Origin of the sequence: Kribbella aluminosa (assembly GCF_017876295.1) — a bacterium.
In the GTDB taxonomy this organism is placed as follows: Bacteria; Actinomycetota; Actinomycetes; order Propionibacteriales; family Kribbellaceae; genus Kribbella; species Kribbella aluminosa.
Genome location: NZ_JAGINT010000001.1, coordinates 1,531,235 through 1,553,115, shown reverse-complemented (window position 1 = coordinate 1,553,115; position 21,881 = coordinate 1,531,235). Strand labels below are relative to the sequence as shown.

Sequence of the window (21,881 nt, the reverse complement as noted above, 5' to 3'; positions counted from 1 at the left end):
GGAGGTACTGCATGACTGGTCAAGTGTCTTTTGATAGTCATGCCCGCAGCGTGCTCACAGCCTCGGTCGAGTACGTCAACCGGCTCACGCCCGGCTACTCAGGCGGTACGCCGTACTCCGCACCGACCGACGACCCCGAATCGGTCACGTCCGCGGTGGCCGACGCCCTGACCGCGATCGGATACCCGCCGAGCACGCACCCACCGCTGGACGACTCCCGCCGCCTGGTCCACCTCGCTCAGCGAATGCGAATCGTCTTCGAGTCCGCCCACGCCGGCGACCTGGACGCAGCCGCCACCGAAATCAACACCCTGCTCCGCGACACCAACGCCCGCCCTCAACTGGACCGCGGCCGCGACCGCCCCTGGAGCCTCCACTTCCACGGCCCCGACGAACAACTGGCCAACGGCTGGGCCGCAGGCTGCGCCGCAGGCCTAGCCCTAGCAGTAGGCAGCGACCTAGCCGGCCGCCTGGGCGTCTGCGCAGCCCCCCACTGCGACCGAGTCTTCGTAGACACCTCCAAAAACGGCCAACGCCGCTTCCACTCCCCCCAATGCCAAAGCCGAGTAAAAGCCGCCACCCACCGAGCCCGCCAAGCCACCAACTGACCCGAAGAACATCAACCACAACCCAGCGGCCGATCTTTCCGGACCCGCAGCTACAACTACACTTACACCGACGAGGAATAGCAGCCGCTGCAGACTCGCAGTCAGCCGCAGATTTTCTTGAATACGTCACGAATCTGAGGCATTCGATACCCAGTCCGATAATACAATTCTGGATCACCGAAGCCAGACTGAGCACGCGTACCAAGCTGACAGATCAAAGAATGCTCTCTCCGAGTTACGCAGATACGCACGCTCTGGGCCTCGACATGAATTCTCGCCAACTGGCCCTCGTCGGCGGAGACATCCAACTGGAATGCTTGAACTGCGCCATCCGCCGCTCCAGCAGAATCGAGCAGGGACCAAATACGCTCCACGTCCTCATCTGTCGCGTTGATCGACTCGAGGAATCTTGAAGATATATCCGTGAACTGCAATGCGACCCGCTGCAAGACATCGAACTCGACTAGGCTGAGCGAGACCAAAGCATTCAATTCCCTCCAGGCTCTACTTCAGCCTCTTGAAATAGTCGTAGCCGTTCTTTGGCGTATACACGCTGCCACCGTCGCCATCTTCGAGAACCACAGCTTTCTTGGCAGGATCCCAATAGCCAACTCTACCATTATGCAGATACCTCGTCTCGATATTCGGGACCCGCCCCTTCAGGACGTCTGCCACGTAGGTTTCGAGTTGATCTGGCCGTACGCCGGAAACATAATGCGACCCCTCACCGTCCGGTCGCGCAGCAGACTCATCGGAATGCTTAGTGATGTTCTTCGCCAGTCGATTTGCTTCCTCATCGTCATCCGGGTCTGGTGGCTGCGCGGCTGTGCCGGACTTGTCGGCGCCGCCGGCGTTTGAAGACGAGCCCGAGCCCGGGGCAACATTTTGGAGTATCTGGTCGATGATCTGCTGGATTGCGATGATAAGACCGCCGACACCCGCGGTGCCGACAGCGGCGCCTATGCCTGCCGGTCCGACCAAGCGGCGGTTTCGTTGGTTAGGTCGTTGCCGGAGGTGACGACGGTGGCTGGCTGTGAGGGGCCGGTTGGGCAGAGTGGGTTGCCGCTGGCGCAGACGGGATCGCCAGGGGGTGTGTCCGCCTTGTTTTGGGCGTTGTCGTCGATCTGGTCTCGTTCGGCCTTGATCTTCTTGTTGAGCTGGCACTGGGGGTCGCAGACCGGTGGGGGCGGGGGTTTAGGCCTGCAACTGGTGGTCTTGCAGTTGGGTCCGCAGTTCTTCTTACAGCCCCCGCCACCACCGCCATCGCACCTCTTCGGGTTCGTCTTACCTGGATCCTTCTTCGGTGGGCAGTTCTTCCCGCCGCCTGGAGTCGTGCACTTCTTCGGAGGGCAGGTGTTGGTCTGCTTGCAGCCGCCCTTCGGCGGAGGCGGCGGATCGCAGGTAATGTCGTAACGCGGCCAACCCTCTTCGGGAGTAACCGGCTTCTTCCGGTCGTGGTAGCACTGGCTGTCGCTGCCGCCCGGGTCGACACGGCTGTGGCCGTCGGGGTCGTTGTAGGTGAGGGGGTTGCCGCCGGCGTAGAGGTTGAGGACGGAGCTGGCTGCGCCGCCTGCGAGGCTGATCGTGTCGCGGCTGTTGAAGTGCCGGTGCCTGGGTTGTACCAGCGGGCGCCTTGGTTGACATCGCCGGAACGGGGGTCGGTCCAGTCGCCTTGGTAGCCGACGCGGTACTTGAGGCCGGTGGCGCTGGTGGAGTTGCCGAACGGGTCGTAAGTACCGGAGTCGGGCAGGCCAGCGGACAGGGTGGTGTCGGCGGGGTCGAAGCCGGCGAAGACGTCGCCGTGGCGGTCGGCCAGGACGAGGCGTTTGGTGGTGTCGTACCCGACCGCCAGGAGTCCGTCGGAGACGGAGCGGCCGAAGAACTGGGTGCCGTCGGACACGACCTCGTTGCTGAAGCCGTCGTAGCGCATCCTTGCGGTGCCGGCTTGGACGGGGCGATCGAGAGCGTCGTAGGTGAAGTCGCGGGCGGAGCGCGTGATCATCCGGTCGAACGCGTCGAAGCTGAACGCCTCAGTCGTCGTGGTCGTGGTGCCATCGCTGCCGGTGCTGGTGGTTGCCTGGGTGAGTAGCGCGCCGCGCGGTGAGTAGGTGTAGATGGAGGTGCCGTCGTCCAGGAGCCGGTTGCGTTCGTCGTACGACGCGAGCTTGGTACCAGCGGTGGTGGTGATCTTGGTGCGGTTGGAGTCGGCGTCCCACCCGTAGCTGGTGGTGCTGGTTCCCTTCGTCCAAGACGTGAGCCGTCCAAGCTGGTCGTAGACGTAGGTGTTGTTCCCGGCACCGGCAACACCGGCGGTGATCTTCGAGGTGACGTTGTTGTCGGCGTCGTAGCCGTAGGCGATCGACGACACCGAGGTCGATCCAGCCTTCAACACATCAGAGTTCATCCGGCCGTACGGGTCGTAACCGATCGTGCGGACCCGGCCGGAGCCGTAGTCGATCGACGCGAGCTGCCCGGCCGCGTTGTAGCCGAGGGTCTGCAGCACCCGGGTGACCGGGTCGGTGACGGTCGCCGGGCGGCCGTTCAGATAGGTGAAGTCGGCGGTGCCGGCGGCGGCGATGCGTTGGGTGAGCTGCCCGTCGGGGTCGTAACCCTCTGTCGAGGTGCCGTTGTCGGTGAGCGCCTGGGTCCGGTTCCCTGCGCGCGAGAAGACAGCCGGGACATTGCCATGAAAGATCAGCAGCCCACCCGATTTCGGTTCGGATGGGCTGATCAGTTGGCCGCTACCGACTGAGCGTCGGGTTGGTCGGGTTTTCGTTGTTGATGAGTAGTTGGGCGTGGGTGGCGGGGTTGAGGTGGTCGACGTACAGGCGTTCGGCTGGGATGTAGCGGGTGCGGTAGCGGTGGGCGGCGGCTTCTGGGGAGTCCATCCAGGCGGCGTCGCGTTCGGTGCCTCGGTGGAGGACTGTCTCGAAGGTGATGTGTACGTAGATGCGGAGGTCCCAGCAGTCGTCCAGTTCGGGTCGTTGCAGGAAGCAACCGTCGGCGATCAGGATCGCTTGTGGTGAAGCGGTTTGGACGGGTGCGTCCAGGGCGGTGATGGCATTGGCCTCGCGAAGCGCGGTTGTGTAGCGCCGGCTTCCGCCCGGGCCGAGGGGTTCCAGGAGACGCGCACGGATCGCCTCGTTGTCGTACACCTCGTAGTAGTAGCTCTCCGGCGACTCGAGCGGGTACGTCGTACGCAGCTCGGGCGGCCGCTTGAAGTAGTCGAATCCGGCGCGGATCACCTCCCGCTCGGCACGACGCCGCAGTACGTCGGCCAACTCGTCCGCCAACGTCGTCTTCCCCGCCGCCGAACACCCGTCGACCGCCACCCGCACCGGATGCTCCCGTTCGACCCCCAACACCGCCCCGGCCACTTCCTCCAGAACCGCTGCCCGATCTCCCATAGCCACATCCTGCCCGCCCCGGCCGCCGTACCCCGAACGATTTCAATCGCCGAGGAGCCGCAACTCCGCGCCGCGACCACACGAGTGGTGGGACGACATCGAGGCCGCTCTGCCCGCTGGCGGGTGCTTCCCGAAGCTCGGGTGAGTGGATGCGTACGGAGACGTGGTCTTCGGGCGGGATGACCTGGGGCCGCTGGCGGCGAAGGTCCGTGGAGTCTGCTCGCCGTCGCGATCAGAGCGGTCCATCTCCCTTGGTGGCGGCACCCGCTGTGAGAGGTTCACCCATGACATCGCCCCTTCGCCAATGGTGTGCGGGGGGTGAACGGGCAATGTGAGAGGTGAACCCCTCAAATTGCGGCGGTTCGGCACACCCAGCTGACTGTGCGGCCGGCCTTTCGCGGGGCCTAGGTTGGGCCGGAAGCGCGGCCCACCCGGGTTCTTGGTCTGGGTGGGCCGACCGGGAGAACGTTGGTCGGCCCATCGGATCGGTCGCCATCGACGTCCGCGGTGTGCGAGTCGGTTGTCAGCCGACCGGGGTCAGTTCTCGTTGTTCGTCGGGGGTCGGTGCTGCAGAGTGTTTGGCGGGCGTGGGGCGGAGCCACTTGGGGGCCCACCAGTTGGCTTCGCCTAGGAGGGTCATGATGCTGGGGAGGACTACGGCGCGGATGATCGTTGCGTCGATCAGGATTGCTACCGCCAGGCCTACGCCCAGCTGTTTCATGTCCAGGGTGCTCAGGGTGGCGAAGACTGCGAAGACGCCGATCATTACGGCGGCTGCGCTGGTTACGACGCCGGCTGATCCGGTGATGCCTTCGGCGACCGCCTGGCGGGTTGGGACGCCTCGCAGTACCGCTTCGCGGATTCGGCTTACCACGAAGACGTGGTAGTCCATCGAGAGGCCGAACAGGACGACGAAGAGGAACAGAGGGAGCCAGCTGACGACCGCGCCGTTGGAGCGGAAGTGGAGCAGGCCCTCGGCCCACGTGTTCTGGAAGACGGCGGTGACGACGCCGTACGCCGCTCCTGCGCTGAGCAGGTTGAGCACGATCGCGGTGATCGCGACGACGACCGAGCGGAACGTCGCCATCATCACGATCATCGTCAGCAGCAGGACGAATCCGATCACCAGCGGGAGTTTGTCCCGGGTGTGGGCCGCGTAGTCCACGTCCGCGGCCACGAAGCCGCCGACGGCGTACTCGACGCCTGGCACCTTCCCGACGGTCTCCGGCATCAGGTCCTTGCGGAGCTTGGCGAGTGAGTCGCGGGCCTGTTTACTGCCGCCCTCGTACGGCGTGGCGACCTCGAGTGTCGCGACCGTGCCGTCCTTCGAGAACCGCGGCTTCTCCAGGCCGTCCGCTGCGAACAACGGATCACCCTTGGTCTTCTGCATCAGCTCCGCCAGTGCGGCCTGTACTGCGGACTGCTCGTTGGCGGGCGCCCGTACGGCGACCTCGTGGCTGGTGCCCGTGCTCGGGAACGCCGCGGTCAGCCGGTCGTACGCCTTCATCACCGACGTTGTCCGCGGCAGGTCCTCGGTTCCCGGGAACTTCAGCGTCATACCCAGCGCGGGTGACGCGATCGCGAGCAGCGCGGTGACGGCGACCAGCAGGGTGGCGATCGGGCGCTTCAGGGCCGGCTTCAGCACGGTCGGCCAGAACCGCGGCTGCCCCTTGCTCGCGGTCAGCCGCCAGACGAGCGGGATCCGCGGGCGGTCGACCCAGCGGCCGAGCTTCGCGAGTACGGCGGGAAGCACGGTCAGCGAACCCACGACGGCGACCGCGACGACCAGGATCGACCCGACCGCGAACGACGAGAACACCGCGTCCCGGGCCAGGAACAGGCCGGCCATCGAGATGATCACCGCCGTACCGGAGACCACGACCGCATGGCCGGAGGTCGCCGCGGCGATCTCGACCGCATCGACGTGGCCGCGGCCCTTGGCGCGTTCCTCGCGTTCACGGCGCAGGTAGAAGAGCGAATAGTCGACGCCGACCGCCATCCCGATCAGCAGGATCACGCTGTTCACGGCGTCGACCGCGGGCACCAGCTGCGACGCGGCGGCCGAGAGGCCGATCGCGGCGGCGACCGCGGACAGCGCGAGCAGCAGCGGCACCGACGCGGCGATCAGGGCGCCGAACGCGAGCAGCAGGATCGCCAGCGTCACCGGCAGGCTGAACATCTCCGCCCGCTTGAAGTCCTTGCCCAGCGTCTCGTTGAGCGCCTTGCCGATCGACAGTCCGCCAACCTCCTCGACGCGGAGGTCCGGGTACTGCTGTTGCACCTTGGCGGTGGCGTCGAGCAGCGGTTGCACCCTGGAGTCGTCGGTCGTGCCCTGCGGCGCGTCCTTCAGCGTCACCCGGACGATCACCGCGTCGCCCTTCGGCGACGGCATCGGCTGAGCGACGTCCGCGACGCCACCGAGGCCGCGCATCTGCTGGATGACCGTGCCGGCGGCCTTCCGGGCGGCCGCCTGGTCGAGCTGCCCGGACGGCGCCGTGATCAGCACGCTCTCCACGGCCGGGGCGTCGAAGTTGCCGGACTTGACGATGTTGTCCGCCCGGGTGACCTCGCCGATGTTCCCCTCGTCGGTCGACTTCTTGGTTCCGGTCACGGAGCCGAGTGCGAAACAGGCGACCACGACGACAAGCCACATCGCGATCGCCCGCCACGGATGGGTGGCGCTCCAGCGCGCCGCACGTACCGTGAGCTGTCCCCTGGCCATACGTTCCCTGCCCCTCTGCGCCCCCACCGGCGCCCCACCCCAGCGCACCTGGCGCGGCGCTGGCTACGGGAAGAAGCCTGGCTCTCGCAGACGGGTCGCGACCATGCAGGAGACCCCCCAAGTCACCCTGAGGAGGACCCCACGCGTCCCTTTCCCGTACGTCGTACGGGAGGCGTCAGAAGTCCTCGATGTCCAGGGAGGCGGCGGCCGAGACGCCTTCGAGGTAGCCCTCGGCGCGCTCGGCCTTGGGGTAGCGGTGGACCAGATCCCAGAAGTTCGCATTGTGCGTCGGCTCGATCAGATGGGCCAGTTCGTGGACCAGGACGTAGTCCACGACCCACGCCGGCATCGACTGCAGCCGGGTGCTCAACCGGATCGACCGGTCCGCCGGAGTGCAGGATCCCCATCGTCTGTTTTGGTTCGAAACCCACCTCACAGACGCAGGTTCGGGCACTTCGGGGAGGTGGCGACACGCGAGTTCGTGTGCTCTGGCCAACAATTTTTCGTCCGACACGCGCGATCGGCTGCGCTGCTTCTCGAGCCGCGCCAGCATGGTCTCGACCCAGCGCGCCTCCTCGGCGGCGGACAGCCGGTCGGGCATCAGCACGACCACCCGCTCGCCGTCCCGGTAGGCGCTGACCGTGCGCTTGCGGCGCTTGCTGCGACGGATATCCACGTACGGCGGGATCGGGCGCGCTGAAGAGTCGGCCATGGCTCAAAAATGTACCCCCCGAATCCGACAACTTTCTTCGGTGCACACCCTGTGGATCAGCGTTTCCGCAGGTCAAGCCCCTGATCTTGATCCCGTCGATCCCCGTTGTTCACACCGTGTTCCCCCGCTCGTCCACAGCACCAGGCGGCGCGCCCCACAAGTTACGCACAGAGTTATCCACAGGCGTGGACAACCTGGGCTTGCCTCTGCGGCCCGGGACTCCTAGCGTCGTCTGCAACAGGCTCCCGGACCGCTTCCGGGACTGCTCGGAGGGGAAGCCGAGCGGTTCCGGAGGCGGACCACCGGGAGCCTGTTCTGCGCCGGCGAAAGTTTCGGTAAGGGCTTTCCTCGGGGGATTCCGGCGGCGCGCGGACCACCAGGTGCGCTTGAGCCTGCGCCAGGAGGCCGTAGGGTGAATCCCGACTGGGCCGAACGGCCTACGGCAGGACGGTCTGCCGTTAGCATCCAACGACTGCCCGGGGCGAGGCCCCGGGCTGGAATTCAGAGCAAGGAGAGGGCCCTCATGGCAGAGACCTGGAGCGGCGAGTTCTACTGCGTCAAGTGCAAGGCCAAGCGCACCGCCGACGGCGAGGTCAAGGTCAACGACAAGGGCACGCGCATGGCGAAGGCCAAGTGCCCCGAGTGCGGTACGAACCTGAACCGGATCCTCGGCAAGGCCTGACGCACCAAGTCGTAGGGGCGGTGCCGGACCTGCAACACGGGTCCGGCACCGCCCCTCCGTCGTCCCGGCTTGGGCGACCGGACAGAATGGAGGGGTGTCGGACCTTCCTCGTAAGGCGCTGAGCCGGACCGCGAAACTCGCCAGCCTGCCGCTCGGTGCCGCCGGGCGGGCCACGGTCGGTCTGGGCAAGCGCATCGGCGGCGCTCCCGCCGAGGCCGTGCTGGCCGAGTTCCAGCGCCGTACGGCGGACCAGTTGTTCGCCGTCCTGGGCGAGCTCAAGGGCGGCGCGATGAAGTTCGGGCAGATGCTCAGCCTGATGGAGTCGGCGATGCCCGAGGAGCTCGCGGCGCCGTACCGGGCCACCCTGACCAAGCTGCAGGATTCCGCTCCGCCGATGCCGGGCGCGACCGTGGACACGATCCTGTCCCGGGAGCTCGGCAAGCGCTGGCGGGACCGGTTCGACGAGTTCGACGAAGTACCCGCGGCGGCCGCGTCGATCGGCCAGGTGCACCGCGGACGGCTCAAGGACGGCCGCGAGGTCGCGGTCAAACTGCAGTACCCGGGCGCCGCCGAGGCGCTCCGCGCGGACCTCCGCCAGCTCGGCCGGTTCGGTCGCACGATCGGCTCGCTGATCCCCGGCCTGGACGTGAAGCCGCTGATCGCGGAGCTGCAGGAGCGGATCGGCGAGGAGCTCGACTACGACCGCGAGGCGCAGGCGCAGCAGCAGTACGCCGATGCGTTCAGGGACCACCCGGAGTTCGTCGTCCCGCGGGTCGTGAAGCACTCCCCCTCGGTGATCGTGTCCGAGTGGATCGAGGGCCGTCCGCTGTCGTCGTACATCAGCGGCGGCAGCCAGGAGGAGCGGGACGCGATCGGGCTGAAGTACGTCCGGTTCATGTTCAGTGGGCCGAAGTACGCCGGTCTGCTGCACTCGGACCCGCACCCGGGGAACTTCCGGGTGCTCGCGGACGGACGGCTCGGCGTGGTCGACTTCGGCCTCTGCGCGCGGCTCCCGGACGGGCTGCCCCCGGCCATCGGGCGACTGCTGCGGATCTCGCTGAAGGGCGACGGTCTCGCGGTCCGGGACGGACTCAAGGCCGAGGGCTTCATCAAGCCGCGGATGGACATCGATCCGGAGCAGCTGATGGCCTACCTGGCGCCGTTCGCGGAGCCGGCCCGGGAGGCGACGTTCCAGTTCAGCCGGACGTGGATGCGCGCGCAGGCGAACCGGACGGGTGACTTCCGGTCGCCGAACGCGTCGCTCGCCCTGCGCCTGAACATGCCGCCGTCGTACCTGCTGATCCACCGGGTGTGGATCGGCGGCATGGCCGTACTGTCGCAGCTCGAGGCGGAGGCGCCGTTCCGGTCGGTGCTCGAGGAGCTGCTGCCCGGCTTCACCGACGACTGAGGGCCGGCAGCGCCCGCAGCGTGACGGCGAGCAGGATCGCCATCAGCCCCAGGGCCAGCGCCGTGATGCCGGCGGCGAGGTGGAGTCCGGACGTGAAGGCCTCGCGAGCCTGAGCCAGTACGTCGCCCGTGGCGCCCTGGGTGATCGTCTCGACGAGCGAGTTGCCGCCCGTCCGGCTGCGGTACACGGCGGTCACCACGCTGCCCAGGACCGCGATGCCGAGCGAGTACCCGAACTCGTTCCCGGTCTGCGTCAGCGCACCCGCCGAGCCCGCCTTCTCCGGGGGGACCGAGCCGATCACCAGGTTCGTCCCCAGGATGACCAGCGCACCGGGCCCGAAGCACTCGACCGCGAACGCGATCACCAGCACGGTGGTCGACGTCGTGAGGCTGACCACGATCATCCCCGAGACCGTGAACGCGACCCCGGCCGGAATCAGGACGCCCGGGCGGATCCGCTGTGCGAGCCGCGGCGCCAACTGGAAGCCGATGGTCGAGGTGACCATCCCAGGCACCAGCGCGAGCCCTGCCTGCAGCGGGCTCATCCCCTTGACCAGCTGGAAGTACTGCGCCACGAATACCATCACGCCGCCGGACAGCATCGAGTACGCCGTCATACTGCCGAGCGTGACGCTGAACGTCCGCCGCGTGAACAGCCGCACATCCACCAGCGGATCCGCCAGCCGCAGCTGCCGCCGTACGAAGATCCAGCCGAACGCCGCACCGACCACCAGCGCGCCGACGGACTGGAGGTCGGCCCCGTGCGCCGCCAGATGCTTCAGACCGTGGATGGCCGGCAGGATCGCCAGCAGCGACAGCACGACACTCGGTACGTCGATCCGCCCGGCCTTCTCGTTGCGGTACTCCGGCAGCAACACCGGCCCGACCGCCAGCAGCACCACCATCGCGGGTACGCCGATCAGGAACGCCGAGCCCCACCAGAAATGGTTCAGCAGTACGCCGCCGACGATCGGGCCGACGATGGCGCCGACGGTGAAGCAGCCGCCCCAGACGCCGAGCGCCGTCGCCCGCTGCCGCTCGTCCGGGAACAGCGTGGAGATCAGCGAAAGGGTGCACGGCGCGATCGCGGCCCCTGCGATACCTAGCACCGCGCGGGCGCCGATCAGCATGCCCGGATTCACGGAGTACGCCGCGACGACCGAGGCGACCCCGAACACGGCCGCGGCGATCAGCAGCAGCCGGCGCCGGCCGAGCCGGTCGCCGAGGGTGCCCATCGTGATCATCAGGCCGGCCACCATGAACCCGTACACGTCGAGGATCCACAGTTGCTGGCTGCCGGTGGCGCCGAGCGCCTCGGTGACCGCGGGGATCGCCAGCAGCATCACGAACAGGTCCAGCGAGACGAGCAGGGTCGCGAGGCACAGCACGCTCAGCGCGATCCACTGCCGCCTGCCGGTCGCCACGGTGTTCGGAACGAGCGTGGGGGTCATGATCCGGTCCTTTCACAGGAGTGTCTTCACTCACTGCGTCGATCGGAGCGGCTCGGCATCGACATACCTTCGAATGGATGTTCTGCCCAGGAGCGGAGACTGCGCTGACGACGTCCGGGTGCGCCGGTGCTGCTGCGCTTCCGGACTCAGCGGGAGCTGGCGGTACGCGTGGTCGAACGGGCCGCGGATCGTGGACATGAACGGCGAGGAGATGCCGGGGATCAGCACGTTCCAGCCGATCGGGGAGGACGTGTTCCACACGTACTCCCCGATCAGTACTGACTCACCAGTAGACGGAGTCGAGCTTGCCTTCGATGCTGCGGACGTTCTCGCGGGCACAGCGATCGCAGTACAGCAGCTTGTGGCCGTCCTCGATCGAAGTCATCCAGGTCAACAGCGCGTCCTCTGACTCCGCCTGCTGACCACACAGCGCACAGGTAGCACGTGCCATGGCTTCAGGGTAGGGCTTCCGCTTGCCCGGCAGCGAGCCTCGTCGGTGGCAGCTCTCCCGCGGTCGGCGCGGTTTCCTCGGAGTACGTCTGCTGTAGTTCGGCGCGCCCGATGATGTACGGGTTGGCGAGATCCAGCGAACCGTCGGGCCCGACGGTGCAGGCGAACGCGCAGTCCACGGCGCCGTACTGCGGCTCGCCCCACGGAGCGTTGATCCGGACCGGCCTGCCAGTCGGGTTCTCGACAGCTCGGATGCGGCCCTTCGGTGAGAACACTCCTGGCTCTCCGGACGCCTCGTAACCGGCCTCGAACTTCTCCGGCTCGACGGCGTACCGCTCGCCCCCGGGGTTCTCCACCACCCAGTGTCCCGCCGGCGCGACCCGATCGGTCTCACGCGTGCCATCGGCCAGCACCGTGCTCAGAGGTGCGTCCTCAGTCAGAAGCCATGCCTTCACCTTCGCCGTCTTCCGGTAGCTCCGAGGCTCTCTCGGCGCCCCGCTCAGATCAAGAAATGGCATCAAATGCACCGGCATGCCCTAATGTGCACCGGGTGCGATGGACAGTTCACGGCGAGGGTGAGGTCTGGGGTAACCGGTGGATGAGCGTGCGGCGGTTGGACGTCGAACAACCTGATGGGGAGCGGTACGACTACCACGCAGTGCGGCTGAAGGACATCGCCGCGGCGGTCGTCACGCGGGACGAGCAGGTGCTGCTGATGTGGCGGCACCGGTTTCTGACCGACACGTGGGCGTGGGAGATTCCGATGGGGATCATCGAGGACGGGGAGGACCCGGAGACCGCGGCCGGCCGGGAACTGCTGGAGGAGACCGGGTGGCGGGCGGACGGGCTGACCGAGCTCATCCGGTCGGAGCCGGCTGCCGGGATCATGGACTCGCGGCACTTCGTGTTCCGGGCGACGAGTGCGACGTACGTCGGTGAGCCGACCGAGCGGAACGAGTCCGACCGGATCGAGTGGGTGCCGATCGCCGACGTACAACGGCTGATCGCGCGGCACGAGATCGTCAGCGGGATCACGCTGATCGGACTGCTGCAACTGCAGGTGCACAGCTGAAGGGGCGGCACCCCCTTTGGGTGCCGCCCCTCGGTGTTTCAGCTGGTCAGGCTGTGTTTCTGGTGGATCAGACGAGGCGGGCGAGTGCGAGGCGCGCGCGTGCGCTGGCCCTCTCAGCTCGCCGGCCGGCCCGCTCGGCCTGCTTCTGCGCGCGCTCGATCTGCTGAGCGAGGCGGAAGCGCCGGTTCTGCTCTGCGTCCTTCAGTGAAGAACGACAATGAGCACGGGCGAGATCTTCATGAAGTAAATGCATTTCGGTGCTCCTGGTGTAAGTCTGGGTTGTCATCGTTCGGACTCGTTTTCGTAGGGGTTGTCGTCGTCAGGCTGCGGTTACGGTGTCGCTCTTGCGGGGACGCCCACGGGGCCGCTTGCGCGGAACCACCACACCCTGGACGAACAGCTCGCCACCCCACACACCCCACGGCTCGGAACGCTCGAGCGCTCCGGCAAGGCACTCGGCCTGCAGCGGGCAGGTCGTGCAGAGCGACTTCGCGTACTCGACGTCCGCCGGCGATTCGGCGAAGAAGAGTTCTGGCGCGTAGGACCGACAGGGCAGGTCCTGCGACGTTGCGACCTCGGTGAAGACATCGAGGAAGCTCACGCTCATTCCGGTCACCTCCCAGTGACTGTTTTGTTGCTGATCTCTTGTCGTCCTCGACGACTACCGGTTGGTAGTCGCCAAAACTGTTGTGACAAACAAAAGGGCCGCGGGACCCTTGGTGGGTTCCGCGGCCTGGAGGTGCCGGCTCTGACGCTTGTCAGACCGGTGGACTCCATGCTCGAGAACCCGAACCGCCGTACTTCACATCGCCGACGGCTCCGCCCTTGAACTGGGCAGCGCCGTTGGCCATCAGCACAACGGTCGCGACGTGCAGACGCGGCGAGGCACCCGGGATCTGGGCGCACGGCAGCGCGGCAGCGTCGCTGAACGGCTTCTTGACCGTGTTGGTAATCATTTCCAAGGCACCTCCTCTCGTTGTGGCGAAGCGGGCGGTTAGCTCGATCGCTATGGTGGTTTGAAGTTTTCGGCCAGGCTTCGACCGCAGAAAGAACAGTACGCCGACCATGTCGGAGCCCGCAAACTATTTAACGCCAGTTCGCGAAGTTGGCCGGAAGTTGCCGCCGCCGCGGCCGAATCTGGCTGCTGCGACAGGTTCGCATCACATCCTGGACGCCTCCGGCACGCTCCGGGACGCCGTCCGCACGCTCCGGGATCGTTGCCTCTGTCACCTAACTGCCACGTCTGCCAGGAGCAGAACACGGCCTGTCCTCCAGCATGCGCCGGGCATCTCGTACCCGGCAACAGGTTTCCCGAACATGCCGTTCCGGCCCGCGGCTCGTTTCAGGGGTTAACCACTGAGATTGCCCGTTCACGGACTGCATGAAGGTGGCGAACGGGCAACCTCGGTGGTTAACCCCTCAATTGGGGCTCTCCGGACGCAGGTGTGAGCGTTGTCGGATCCCACGACTCGACGAACAGCTCGCTCCGCGGTGGGCCAGCGGGCAGGTAGAGGGTCGGCTGGACGGCGTAGGCGGAGGGGACGCCGGTCAGCGGGTGCAGAGATTGATGATGTGCTCGCCGTACTTCGTGATCTTGGTGTGGCCGATCCCCGGGATCTGGCGGAGCGCCTGGGCGTCGGCCGGGCGGGTCTCGGCGATCGCGGTGAGCGTGGCGTCGGTGAGGATCACGAATGCCGGCATCTTCTCGGACTCCGCCTGCCCGGTGCGCCACTCGATCAGCGCGTCGTACAGCTTCTGGTCGATCGTGGACGGACAGTCCTCGCAACGGCCGAGCTTGCGGGCCCCCGGCTCGAGGAGGCCCTTGCCGCACACCCGGCACTTCGGGATCGGCCGGTCGGAGCGCACCGACCGCGCCGGGCGCTCCCAGCCGACCGACGTGGACGGGGTCCACTCGGAGCGCGCCGTACGGACGCCGATCGGGTCCAGGAACCGGGTCGGCCCGCGGGTCCCGCGGCCGCCCGGCGAGCGGGAGGTCGACCAGCTGACGAACAGCTGCTGCTTCGCGCGCGTCACGCCGACGTAGAACAGCCGCCGCTCCTCCTCCACCTGGGACGGCGTCTGGGCGTAGCTGATCGGCAGCGTCCCCTCGTGCGCCCCGACGATGAAGACGCACTCCCACTCGAGGCCCTTCGCCGCGTGCAGTGTCGCCAGCGTGACGCCCTCGGCCAGCGGCGCGTGCTGGATCGTCGCCCGCCGGTCGAGCTCCGCCATCAGTTCAGGCAGCCGCGCCTCCGGGTTGGCGGCGGCGAAGTCGGAGGTCATCGTCACCAGTGCGCTCAGCGACTCCCACCGGTCCCGCACCGCGCCCGTCCCGGTCGGCGGCTCCGCGGTCCAGCCGGCTCCGGCCAGCACCCCGGTCACCGTCGACAGCAGTTCGTCCGAGGCGTCCCCGGCCTTCACCTGCCCGCGCAGCAGTACGGCGGCCTGCCGGATCTCGGCCCGCTCGAAGAACCGCTCCGCGCCTTTCAGTACGGTCGGGATCTTCCGCTCGGCCAGCGCCTGCTCGAAGTTCTCCGACTGCGCGTTGGTCCGGAACAGTACGGCGATGTCCCGCAGCGCCACGCCCTCGTCCTGCAGCCGAACGACGGCGCGCGCGACCGCGTCCGCCTCCGCGACCTCGTCGGAGTACTCCCGGTACACCGGGACCGGGCCGGCCTCCTTCTGCGAGCGCAACGTCACCCGCCCCGGCAGCCCGGTCGGGCCGGCCGCGTCGAGGATCTTGTTCGCCACCTCCACGATCTGCGGCGTCGACCGGTAGTCGCGGACCAGTTTGATCAGGGTCGCCGACGGGTGCCGGGAGGCGAAACGCACCAGGTTCTCCGGCTCGGCACCGGCCCACGAGTAGATGGTCTGCGCCGGGTCGCCGACCACGCAGACGTCCTCGCGGCCGCCCAGCCACAGGTCGAGCAGGCTCTGCTGCAGTGGCGAGACGTCCTGGTACTCGTCCACGACGAACGTGCGGTACTGCCGGCGGATCTCCGCCGCCACCCGCTCGTCCTCCGCGAGCAGCGCGACCGCACAGAGCAGCACGTCCTCCAGGTCGATCCGCCCGCGCTCCATCTTGACGTCCTCGTACGCCGCGAACACCCGGGCGATCGTCGCCGGGTCGAAGGCCGCGAGCGTCCGCCCCGACCGGGGCGCGACCTTCGCGTAGTCGTCCGGGCGGACGTTGCTCACCTTGGCCCACTCGACCTCACCGGCGAGGTCGCGCAGCGCCGGCGTGTCGACGCGGATCCGGCAGCGCGACGCGGCCTCGGTCAGCAGCGGGAACTTCCGGTCCACGATCGGCGGCAGCTCCCCGCCGTACACCTTCGGCCAGAAGAACCGCGCCTGGCGGAGCGCCGCGGAGTGGAACGTGCGGGCCTGTACGCCCTGGACGCCGAGCTGGGCGAGCCGCCCGCGCATCTCCCCCGCCGCCCGCTGCGTGAACGTCACCGCGAGCACCCGGACCGGGTCGAACGTCCCGGTCCGCACGCCGTACGCGATCCGGTGCGTGATCGCCCGGGTCTTCCCGGTGCCCGCGCCGGCCATCACCACGACCGACCCGTGCAGGGCGGTCGCGACCGCCCGCTGCTCCGGGTCGAGAGCCTCCAGGAGGTCCTCGGCGGAGGCCGATCGTGTGAATTCGCTCACTGGCTGGGACATGCGGGAACAAGCACCACCTACGGCGTGGTTCGGATACGTCGAAGGCAACCCTAGACGGGACGCCCGACAAATTCCCCTCCAGCCCAAGGAGTCGGCCACATGGCTGCTTTCACGATGTACTCGACCCCGTGGTGCGGCTACTGCCTCCGCCTGAAGGGCCAGCTCAAGCGAGCCGGCATCGAGTTCACCGAGGTCGACATCGAGCAGGTCCCGGAGGCGGCGAAGATCGTCGAGCAGGTCAACAACGGCAACCAGACGGTGCCGACGGTGGTCTTCCCGGACGGCACCGCGATGACCAACCCGTCGCTGGCCCAGGTCGCGGAGAAGCTCGCCGCGTAATTACGGCCGCAGGCCATAATTCCTGGGTTATGGACTTTACGGTCATGACCGTTATACCTTGCGATGAACCACGTCGCAGGGAGTCCGCCCATGTTCTCGCGCCGTCAATTCCGCCATGCGTTGATCACCTTCGCCGCCGCGCTCGGCCTGCTCGCCATGGGCGGGCTGCGTGCCACGGCGGCCCCGCCGGGGGATCTGCCTGATCCGTTCCCCTCGGAGAACTGGCCGCTCGGCCCGGCGACCAAACCGTTCGGGCCGTCCACCGACGTCATCAAGGACCTCGGCTCGCCCGTCAGCTCGCTGACGATCATGGAGGGCGCCGTCGGCCACACGCCGGACGGCCGCGACGTCGTGTACGCCGTGCCGGCCGGTGAGAACGCCCAGCTGAACGTCGTCGACCTGCATTCGCGCCAACTGCTGCGCACCGTCCCGCTGCCGGGAGCCGCGGGCGGCTGGGCGATTGTCGTGGTGCCAAACGGCGACGTGTACCTCGGTACGTACGCCAACGCTCACCTGTACCGCTACAGCCCGGCCACTGGCGAGGTGACCGACCTCGGGCAGCCGATCCCGGGCCAGTCCCAGATCTACGGCCTCACGTCGGACCCAGCGGGCAACGTGTACGCCGGGACGTACCCGAACGCCCATGCCTTCAAGTACGACCCGGCGACCGGTGAGGTCACCGACTACGGCTCACTGGACCCGGTGCAGCAGTACGCGCGGTCCACCGTCTACGACCCCGACCACAACAAGCTGTTCGTCGGAGTCTCCACTCCGAACGCCCGGCTGCTCCGGATCGACGTAGCCACCAAGGCGGTCGAGGACATCACGCCCCCGGGTACGACGGCGAAGGACTTCATCGACCTCGACTACGCGGGCGGGAAGGTGTTCGCCAACGCCAGCAGCCGCCTGGTCGTGGTGGACGCGGTGACCGGGGAGCAGGTCAAGTACACCGACGCGACCACGGGCCAGCAGGTGATGGACTACCCGATCGCGGCCCGTGGTGTGTCCGCGGCCGGACCAGGCGGCGTCTACTTCACAGACAACAAGCTGGCCCTCACGCACTACGACCTGGACACCAACACGGTCGGTCCGGTGACACCGGCACGCACTCTGACCCGTGGAGCATCCATCGGGTACGGCTGGGTGACGGAGAACGGCGTACCCGTCCTCTACGGCCTGGCAGGGAACTACTCCGGTGGGACGTTCCGCTACAACCCTGCGGACGGAACACTCGCGCAGTGGAGCTCCCCGTTCCAGTACGTGCCCTCTCCGCTCATGCACGAGCTGGCCGACCCCAGCACGGGGAAGGTGTTCGTCAACGTCTACCTGAACGGCTCTACCGCCATCTACGACCCGGCAACCGGTAAGTCCACTGTGACTACCCGCCAAGGCCAGGTGGAGGGCTGGGCCTGGGACGGCCACGGCAAGATGTACGTCGGCATCTACCCGTACGGACGGCTCTCGCTCTGGGACCCGACGCAACCGGACAGCCCCACCAACCCGAAGGAGCTGTTCAGCCTCGTCGACAGCGACCACCAGAACAGGCCGGTCGCCGTAGTACCCGACGGCGACCACGTGTACGTCGGCACAACACCGGCGTACGGCGAGTACGGCGGCGCGCTGACCGTGTACGACGTACCGACAGGCAGCCACACCGTCTACCGGAACCTCGTGACCGACCAGACGATCGCGTCGATCGTTCCGGACGGGAACGACGTCTGGCTCGGCTCCAGCATCGAGGGCGGCCAGGGCACCGACCCGAAGGCCACCGAGGCGCACCTGGTCAAAGTGGATCCAGCAACGGGACAGGTGCTCACTGACGTCGTACCGGTGCCAGGTGCCGCCAGCATCAACGAGCTGATCACCGGGCCGGACGGCAACGTGTGGGGTCTGGCTGACGGCATCGTGTTCGCCGTCGACCCAGCCACGGGCGCAGTGCAGCGGCAGCTGCCGGTGTTCAGCGGAGCGACCGGTTCACAGGACGGCGCGCTCTCTTGGCGCGACGGGTACCTGTACGGCGTGACAGGTGGACGGCTGTTCGTTCTGGACATCCTCAGCGGGCATGCGACGATCCTGCGCGACCACGGCCTCAACCGGCTCACCCAGACGCCGAACGGCACCTACTACACGCTGCTGCGTCCGGACGGTTACATCAACCCGACCAACCTGGCGTCGTACACCCCGCCCGCGGACCCGTGTCCGCAGTCCGACGTACGGCCGACGGTGTGGACCGGCAACATCGACAGCCACGTGCAGAACCGATTCCTGACGTACGGCTGCACGTTGACCGACGTACTGCCGAGTGCGACGGCCAGCTGGCCCAACCACGGCGCGTACGTGCTGGCTGTCGACCGGAAGGTCCGTCAGCTCGAGGCGGACGGGTCGATCCAGCGCTGGGAGGGCGTGCTGATTCTGGTCGCCGCGGCCCGGTCCGACGTGGGGAAGTAGTCAGCCGAGGCTCTCGCCGTACCAGCCCTCGATGAGGCGGCGGGAGATCGAAATGGCGCCCGGGAGGCGCATCGTGCCGGCTTCGATCAGCGCGCGGAGGTCCTCCCGGGTGAACCATCGCGCATCCGAGATCTCGTCGCCGTCCACCTCGATGTCGAAGCTCGACGCCTTCGCGTAGAACCCGAGCATCAGGCTGGCCGGCAGCGGCCAGGGCTGGCTGCCGGCGTACTCCACCTCGGGCCCGACGATCACGCCGCTCTCCTCGAGCACCTCACGGCGTACGGCGCCCTCCAGCGACTCACCAGGCTCCACGAAGCCGGCCAGCGTGGAGTACTGCCCCTCCGGCCACTTCTCGTTGCGGCCGAGCAGGGCACGGTCCTGGTCGTCGGTGACCAGCACGATGATCGCCGGGTCGCTGCGCGGGAAGTGCGACATACCGCAGGCTGGACACTGCCGGACGTGACCCGCGTCGATGATCTCGGTGTGCTCACCGCAGTTGGCGCAGTGCGTGTTCACGGCGTGCCAGTTGGCCAGCCCGATCACGTGGACTGCGGCTCCGGCCTCCCGGTCGTCCAGTACGCCGCCGATCTCACGCAGCCCGGCGTACGACTCGTCTGCCTCGCCCTCGACCAGTACGGCGAACACGGCCCGGCCGTCCGCCGTCATACCGGCACCGGACACGCGGTCGATGCCCAAGAACACACGGAGCCCGTCCGGCGCCTCGGACGGACGTACGAAGCGCAGGGCGGTCCGGTCGTCGGTCACTTGCACCCTGTCACCGGCCACGGCGACCACCTGGGTGTCAGTGGCAGCCCAGGCCTTCTCCAGCCAATCCGCGTCCCGCCTGCGGTCGGCGGCACGGTCCAGGACCGAGCGGGACAGGGTCAGGGAGCCAGGTGCAATGGAGTAGGCCACGTCGCACAACCTACCCCGGCACCGTGAGAGCATCCCGGCATGAGTATTCACATCGCCGCCGAGAAGGGGCAGATCGCACCGCGGGTGCTGTTTCCGGGGGACCCGCTGCGGGCCAAATGGATCGCGGAGACCTACCTGTCGGACGTGATCTGCTACACCGAGATCCGCAGCATGTTCGGGTTCACCGGCACCTACAAGGGTGAGCGCATCTCCGTCCAGGGCTCCGGCATGGGCCAGCCGTCCGCGTCCATCTACGCGAACGAGCTGTTCGAGTCCTACGACGTCCAGACGCTGATCCGGGTCGGTACCTGCGGCGCGCTCACCGAGGCGGTCCGGGTCCGGGACGTGATCGTGGCGATGTCCGCGAGCACCGACTCGCAGATGAACCGGCTGCGCTTCCACGGCATCGACTACGCGCCGACCGCCGACTACAAGCTGCTCCGCGCTGCTGTCGACGCGGCCGAGGCGGCCGGGCTGAACGTGCACGTCGGCCAGGTGTTCTCCGGCGACCTGTTCTACAACGACCGCGCGGACCTGGTCTCGCGGACCGCGGAGTACGGCGTACTCGGCATCGAGATGGAGGCCTCCGCGCTCTACACGCTGGCCGCGAAGTTCGGCCGCCGCGCGCTCGGCATCATGACCGTGTCGGACCACCTGATCACGCACGAGGTGACGTCCGCGGAGGAACGCCAGACGACGTTCTCCGAGATGATCACGATCGCGCTCGACGCGGCGATCGAGGTGCCGGTCTGAACCGCCGGCTCGGCGCAGCGCTCGCCTGCGCCGTGCTGCTCGCCGGGACGACGGCCTGCTCCAGCAGCAAGCAGCCCGCGTCGGGGAGCAGCCCGAGTACATCCAGTGCACCGTCAGCTGAAGCCAACAGCACACCCTCTGGTCCAGAGGGAAAGCTGCCGGATCTCACACCGGCACAGGTCGTGGCTGCGTTCACCGGCCAGCAGTACCAGTGCAGCACCGACGAGGCGTACCAGACCTGCAGCAAGGGCACTACCTCCGCACAGGTGCTGCTCGGCACCCAGCCACGCCCAGCAGTGCTGTCTTTGCAGGCAACTGGCGCCGCAGGAGAGGCGGCCACCGCACTGACCGCCTTCGCACCACAGGCGCTGGAGCTGGCGCATGTGAACCCACGCGGTCAGATCGTCGACTGGCTCAAGCAACAGTCCGGCAAAACAGCCGGCACGACCAGCGCCGGCACCTGGACCGTCGAGTACTCCACAGAGTCCGACACCGACCAGCCCGGCGCGATCCTGACCCTCACCGACACCCTCTGCAAGGTCGACTGCGGAGCGGAGTAGGAGCTACGCCGCGACCAGCTTCGGCAGGACCTGCATGATGCGGTCGGTCAGCAGTGCGGGGGTCTTGTCCGGGTTGGCGGCGTAGCCCACGACGGCCTGCTCGAACAGGCCGTCGACCAGGGCGTACGCCGTCGGCCCGTCGACGGACGGTGACGTGCCGGTGAGGTCGGCGTACCGGGAGAGGATCCGCCAGATCATCGCCTCGAGCAGCTTGTCGATCTCCTCGACGTCCGGGCGGAGCTGGTCCTCGAACATGCTCTGTGCGCGCAGGTCGTACCAGAGCTTGTGCATCGGGGTCTCCTCGACCAGCGTCTGGGTCATCTTGCCCAGGAAGCCGGTCGCGAGCTCTTCCGCGGACGTCGCGGTCTCCACGACCTCGTCGTACCGCCGGGCGCACTTGGTCTTGTAGTAGCGCACGCAGTAGCTGATCAGGTCGATCTTGTCGCGGAAGTAGTAGTGCACGACGCCGTGCGTGAACTCGGAGTTGTTCGCGATCTCGCGCAGGCTGGTACGCGCGTACCCGAGCTCGCCGAGCGTTTTCAGGGCGGACTCCGCGAGCGCGACGCGGCGGCGCTCGATCTTGTCGATCCCGGAGACGCGGGCGGGCCGCTCCTCGGCTGTGGACGCCATCGCAATCACCTCACTCTCGGGTCGTTGCGTCAGAGTACCCCGGCGCCGGACCGGGCGCG

At 67.6% G+C, this 21,881-nt stretch carries 24 protein-coding genes; 8 read left to right on the top strand and 16 right to left on the bottom strand.

What is annotated here, in order from left to right:
• Positions 1–11: 11 nt before the first annotated feature.
• A complete protein-coding gene (locus JOF29_RS07760; RefSeq protein ID WP_209693542.1) occupies positions 12–608 on the top strand; it encodes a CGNR zinc finger domain-containing protein in 597 nt (198 codons plus the stop codon).
• 101 nt (positions 609–709) lie between these two features.
• Here the strand turns inward: JOF29_RS07760 and JOF29_RS07755 are convergent, their stop codons facing one another.
• The 6 genes from JOF29_RS07755 to JOF29_RS07730 all read right to left on the bottom strand — a co-directional run bounded on the left by JOF29_RS07755 (position 710) and on the right by JOF29_RS07730 (position 7,449).
• Entirely contained in the window at positions 710–1,099 is a 390-nt protein-coding gene (locus JOF29_RS07755) for a hypothetical protein (protein ID WP_209693541.1), read from the bottom strand.
• A gap of 13 nt (positions 1,100–1,112) precedes the next feature.
• A complete protein-coding gene (locus tag JOF29_RS07750) occupies positions 1,113–1,589 on the bottom strand; it encodes a hypothetical protein (protein ID WP_209693540.1) in 477 nt (158 codons plus the stop codon).
• A 16-nt stretch (positions 1,590–1,605) separates the two neighbouring features.
• Complete coding sequence (locus JOF29_RS07745; RefSeq protein WP_209693539.1) at positions 1,606–3,111, bottom strand: RHS repeat-associated core domain-containing protein; 1,506 nt, start codon at positions 3,109–3,111, stop codon at positions 1,606–1,608.
• Between the two features lie 238 nt (positions 3,112–3,349).
• Positions 3,350–4,015 carry a nucleoside/nucleotide kinase family protein gene (locus JOF29_RS07740; RefSeq protein ID WP_209693538.1) on the bottom strand — a complete coding sequence of 222 codons (666 nt, stop codon included), beginning with the start codon at positions 4,013–4,015 and terminating at the stop codon, positions 3,350–3,352.
• Between the two features lie 523 nt (positions 4,016–4,538).
• Positions 4,539–6,737 carry an MMPL family transporter gene (locus JOF29_RS07735; RefSeq protein ID WP_245357486.1) on the bottom strand — a complete coding sequence of 733 codons (2,199 nt, stop codon included), beginning with the start codon at positions 6,735–6,737 and terminating at the stop codon, positions 4,539–4,541.
• A 175-nt stretch (positions 6,738–6,912) separates the two neighbouring features.
• Positions 6,913–7,449 carry a M48 family metallopeptidase gene (locus JOF29_RS07730; protein ID WP_209693537.1) on the bottom strand — a complete coding sequence of 179 codons (537 nt, stop codon included), beginning with the start codon at positions 7,447–7,449 and terminating at the stop codon, positions 6,913–6,915.
• Positions 7,450–7,972: 523 nt separating this feature from the next.
• On the opposite strand from JOF29_RS07730, the gene JOF29_RS07725 reads away from it, so the two are divergent.
• Together JOF29_RS07725 and JOF29_RS07720 are read left to right on the top strand one after the other, a co-directional pair.
• Positions 7,973–8,131 carry a DUF5679 domain-containing protein gene (locus JOF29_RS07725; RefSeq protein ID WP_012922897.1) on the top strand — a complete coding sequence of 53 codons (159 nt, stop codon included), beginning with the start codon at positions 7,973–7,975 and terminating at the stop codon, positions 8,129–8,131.
• A gap of 94 nt (positions 8,132–8,225) precedes the next feature.
• Positions 8,226–9,539 (top strand): ABC1 kinase family protein, encoded by a 1,314-nt coding sequence (locus tag JOF29_RS07720; RefSeq protein ID WP_209693536.1) that lies wholly within the window; start codon positions 8,226–8,228, stop codon positions 9,537–9,539.
• Here the strand turns inward: JOF29_RS07720 and JOF29_RS07715 are convergent.
• The 4 genes from JOF29_RS07715 to JOF29_RS07700 are packed head-to-tail and all read right to left on the bottom strand — an operon-like array spanning position 9,526 to position 11,894.
• Positions 9,526–10,989, bottom strand: coding sequence for an MFS transporter (locus JOF29_RS07715; protein ID WP_209693535.1), 1,464 nt, complete (start codon positions 10,987–10,989; stop codon positions 9,526–9,528). The genes JOF29_RS07720 and JOF29_RS07715 overlap by 14 nt on opposite strands.
• A 30-nt stretch (positions 10,990–11,019) precedes the next feature.
• The gene (locus JOF29_RS07710; RefSeq protein WP_209693534.1) at positions 11,020–11,250 is read right to left on the bottom strand and encodes a hypothetical protein; all 231 of its coding nucleotides are present in this window, start codon (positions 11,248–11,250) and stop codon (positions 11,020–11,022) included.
• 22 nt (positions 11,251–11,272) lie between these two features.
• Complete coding sequence (locus JOF29_RS07705; RefSeq protein ID WP_209693533.1) at positions 11,273–11,440, bottom strand: hypothetical protein; 168 nt, start codon at positions 11,438–11,440, stop codon at positions 11,273–11,275.
• A 4-nt stretch (positions 11,441–11,444) separates the two neighbouring features.
• Entirely contained in the window at positions 11,445–11,894 is a 450-nt protein-coding gene (locus JOF29_RS07700; protein WP_209693532.1) for a PGDYG domain-containing protein, read from the bottom strand.
• 95 nt (positions 11,895–11,989) lie between these two features.
• On the opposite strand from JOF29_RS07700, the gene JOF29_RS07695 reads away from it, so the two are divergent.
• Positions 11,990–12,511 (top strand): NUDIX domain-containing protein, encoded by a 522-nt coding sequence (locus JOF29_RS07695; protein WP_209693531.1) that lies wholly within the window; start codon positions 11,990–11,992, stop codon positions 12,509–12,511.
• A gap of 67 nt (positions 12,512–12,578) precedes the next feature.
• Here JOF29_RS07695 and JOF29_RS07690 read toward each other — a convergent pair whose 3' ends face one another.
• The 4 genes from JOF29_RS07690 to JOF29_RS07675 all read right to left on the bottom strand — a co-directional run bounded on the left by JOF29_RS07690 (position 12,579) and on the right by JOF29_RS07675 (position 16,177).
• Positions 12,579–12,797: a putative WhiB-interacting protein gene (locus tag JOF29_RS07690; protein WP_245357484.1), complete on the bottom strand. Its 219-nt coding sequence runs from the start codon at positions 12,795–12,797 to the stop codon at positions 12,579–12,581.
• A gap of 33 nt (positions 12,798–12,830) precedes the next feature.
• Positions 12,831–13,118, bottom strand: coding sequence for a WhiB family transcriptional regulator (locus tag JOF29_RS07685; RefSeq protein WP_209693530.1), 288 nt, complete (start codon positions 13,116–13,118; stop codon positions 12,831–12,833).
• A 151-nt stretch (positions 13,119–13,269) separates the two neighbouring features.
• Entirely contained in the window at positions 13,270–13,467 is a 198-nt protein-coding gene (locus JOF29_RS07680; protein WP_209693529.1) for a hypothetical protein, read from the bottom strand.
• Positions 13,468–14,059: 592 nt separating this feature from the next.
• Positions 14,060–16,177 (bottom strand): ATP-dependent DNA helicase UvrD2, encoded by a 2,118-nt coding sequence (locus JOF29_RS07675; RefSeq protein WP_209693528.1) that lies wholly within the window; start codon positions 16,175–16,177, stop codon positions 14,060–14,062.
• Positions 16,178–16,276: 99 nt separating this feature from the next.
• Here JOF29_RS07675 and JOF29_RS07670 point away from each other — a divergent pair, with 99 nt between their 5' ends.
• On the top strand, positions 16,277–16,516 hold the full coding sequence (locus JOF29_RS07670; protein ID WP_209693527.1) for a mycoredoxin: 240 nt from the start codon (positions 16,277–16,279) through the stop codon (positions 16,514–16,516).
• Between the two features lie 90 nt (positions 16,517–16,606).
• Complete coding sequence (locus JOF29_RS07665) at positions 16,607–18,964, top strand: PQQ-binding-like beta-propeller repeat protein (protein ID WP_245357483.1); 2,358 nt, start codon at positions 16,607–16,609, stop codon at positions 18,962–18,964.
• Here the strand turns inward: JOF29_RS07665 and nudC are convergent, their stop codons facing one another.
• Positions 18,965–19,879 carry an NAD(+) diphosphatase gene (gene nudC, locus JOF29_RS07660; protein WP_307863202.1) on the bottom strand — a complete coding sequence of 305 codons (915 nt, stop codon included), beginning with the start codon at positions 19,877–19,879 and terminating at the stop codon, positions 18,965–18,967.
• Positions 19,880–19,918: 39 nt separating this feature from the next.
• On the opposite strand from nudC, the gene deoD reads away from it, so the two are divergent.
• Together deoD and JOF29_RS07650 are read left to right on the top strand one after the other, a co-directional pair.
• Positions 19,919–20,632, top strand: coding sequence for a purine-nucleoside phosphorylase (gene deoD / locus JOF29_RS07655; RefSeq protein ID WP_209693524.1), 714 nt, complete (start codon positions 19,919–19,921; stop codon positions 20,630–20,632).
• 182 nt (positions 20,633–20,814) lie between these two features.
• Positions 20,815–21,192, top strand: coding sequence for a hypothetical protein (locus JOF29_RS07650; protein WP_209693523.1), 378 nt, complete (start codon positions 20,815–20,817; stop codon positions 21,190–21,192).
• A 3-nt stretch (positions 21,193–21,195) separates the two neighbouring features.
• Here the strand turns inward: JOF29_RS07650 and JOF29_RS07645 are convergent, their stop codons facing one another.
• Positions 21,196–21,822: a TetR/AcrR family transcriptional regulator gene (locus tag JOF29_RS07645; protein ID WP_209693522.1), complete on the bottom strand. Its 627-nt coding sequence runs from the start codon at positions 21,820–21,822 to the stop codon at positions 21,196–21,198.
• Positions 21,823–21,881 lie beyond the last annotated feature (59 nt).

Coding starts and splice junctions, on each gene's coding strand:
- JOF29_RS07715 (WP_209693535.1), bottom strand. CDS start 10,989: ATGACCCCCACGCTCGTTCCGAACACCGTGGCGACCGGCAGGCGGCAG.
- JOF29_RS07665 (WP_245357483.1), top strand. CDS start 16,607: ATGTTCTCGCGCCGTCAATTCCGCCATGCGTTGATCACCTTCGCCGCC.
- JOF29_RS07760 (WP_209693542.1), top strand. CDS start 12: ATGACTGGTCAAGTGTCTTTTGATAGTCATGCCCGCAGCGTGCTCACA.
- JOF29_RS07680 (WP_209693529.1), bottom strand. CDS start 13,467: ATGATTACCAACACGGTCAAGAAGCCGTTCAGCGACGCTGCCGCGCTG.
- JOF29_RS07730 (WP_209693537.1), bottom strand. CDS start 7,449: ATGGCCGACTCTTCAGCGCGCCCGATCCCGCCGTACGTGGATATCCGT.
- JOF29_RS07645 (WP_209693522.1), bottom strand. CDS start 21,822: ATGGCGTCCACAGCCGAGGAGCGGCCCGCCCGCGTCTCCGGGATCGAC.
- JOF29_RS07705 (WP_209693533.1), bottom strand. CDS start 11,440: ATGGCACGTGCTACCTGTGCGCTGTGTGGTCAGCAGGCGGAGTCAGAG.
- JOF29_RS07675 (WP_209693528.1), bottom strand. CDS start 16,177: ATGTCCCAGCCAGTGAGCGAATTCACACGATCGGCCTCCGCCGAGGAC.
- JOF29_RS07685 (WP_209693530.1), bottom strand. CDS start 13,118: ATGAGCGTGAGCTTCCTCGATGTCTTCACCGAGGTCGCAACGTCGCAG.
- deoD (WP_209693524.1), top strand. CDS start 19,919: ATGAGTATTCACATCGCCGCCGAGAAGGGGCAGATCGCACCGCGGGTG.
- JOF29_RS07670 (WP_209693527.1), top strand. CDS start 16,277: ATGGCTGCTTTCACGATGTACTCGACCCCGTGGTGCGGCTACTGCCTC.
- JOF29_RS07725 (WP_012922897.1), top strand. CDS start 7,973: ATGGCAGAGACCTGGAGCGGCGAGTTCTACTGCGTCAAGTGCAAGGCC.
- JOF29_RS07740 (WP_209693538.1), bottom strand. CDS start 4,015: ATGGGAGATCGGGCAGCGGTTCTGGAGGAAGTGGCCGGGGCGGTGTTG.
- JOF29_RS07690 (WP_245357484.1), bottom strand. CDS start 12,797: ATGACAACCCAGACTTACACCAGGAGCACCGAAATGCATTTACTTCAT.
- JOF29_RS07735 (WP_245357486.1), bottom strand. CDS start 6,737: ATGGCCAGGGGACAGCTCACGGTACGTGCGGCGCGCTGGAGCGCCACC.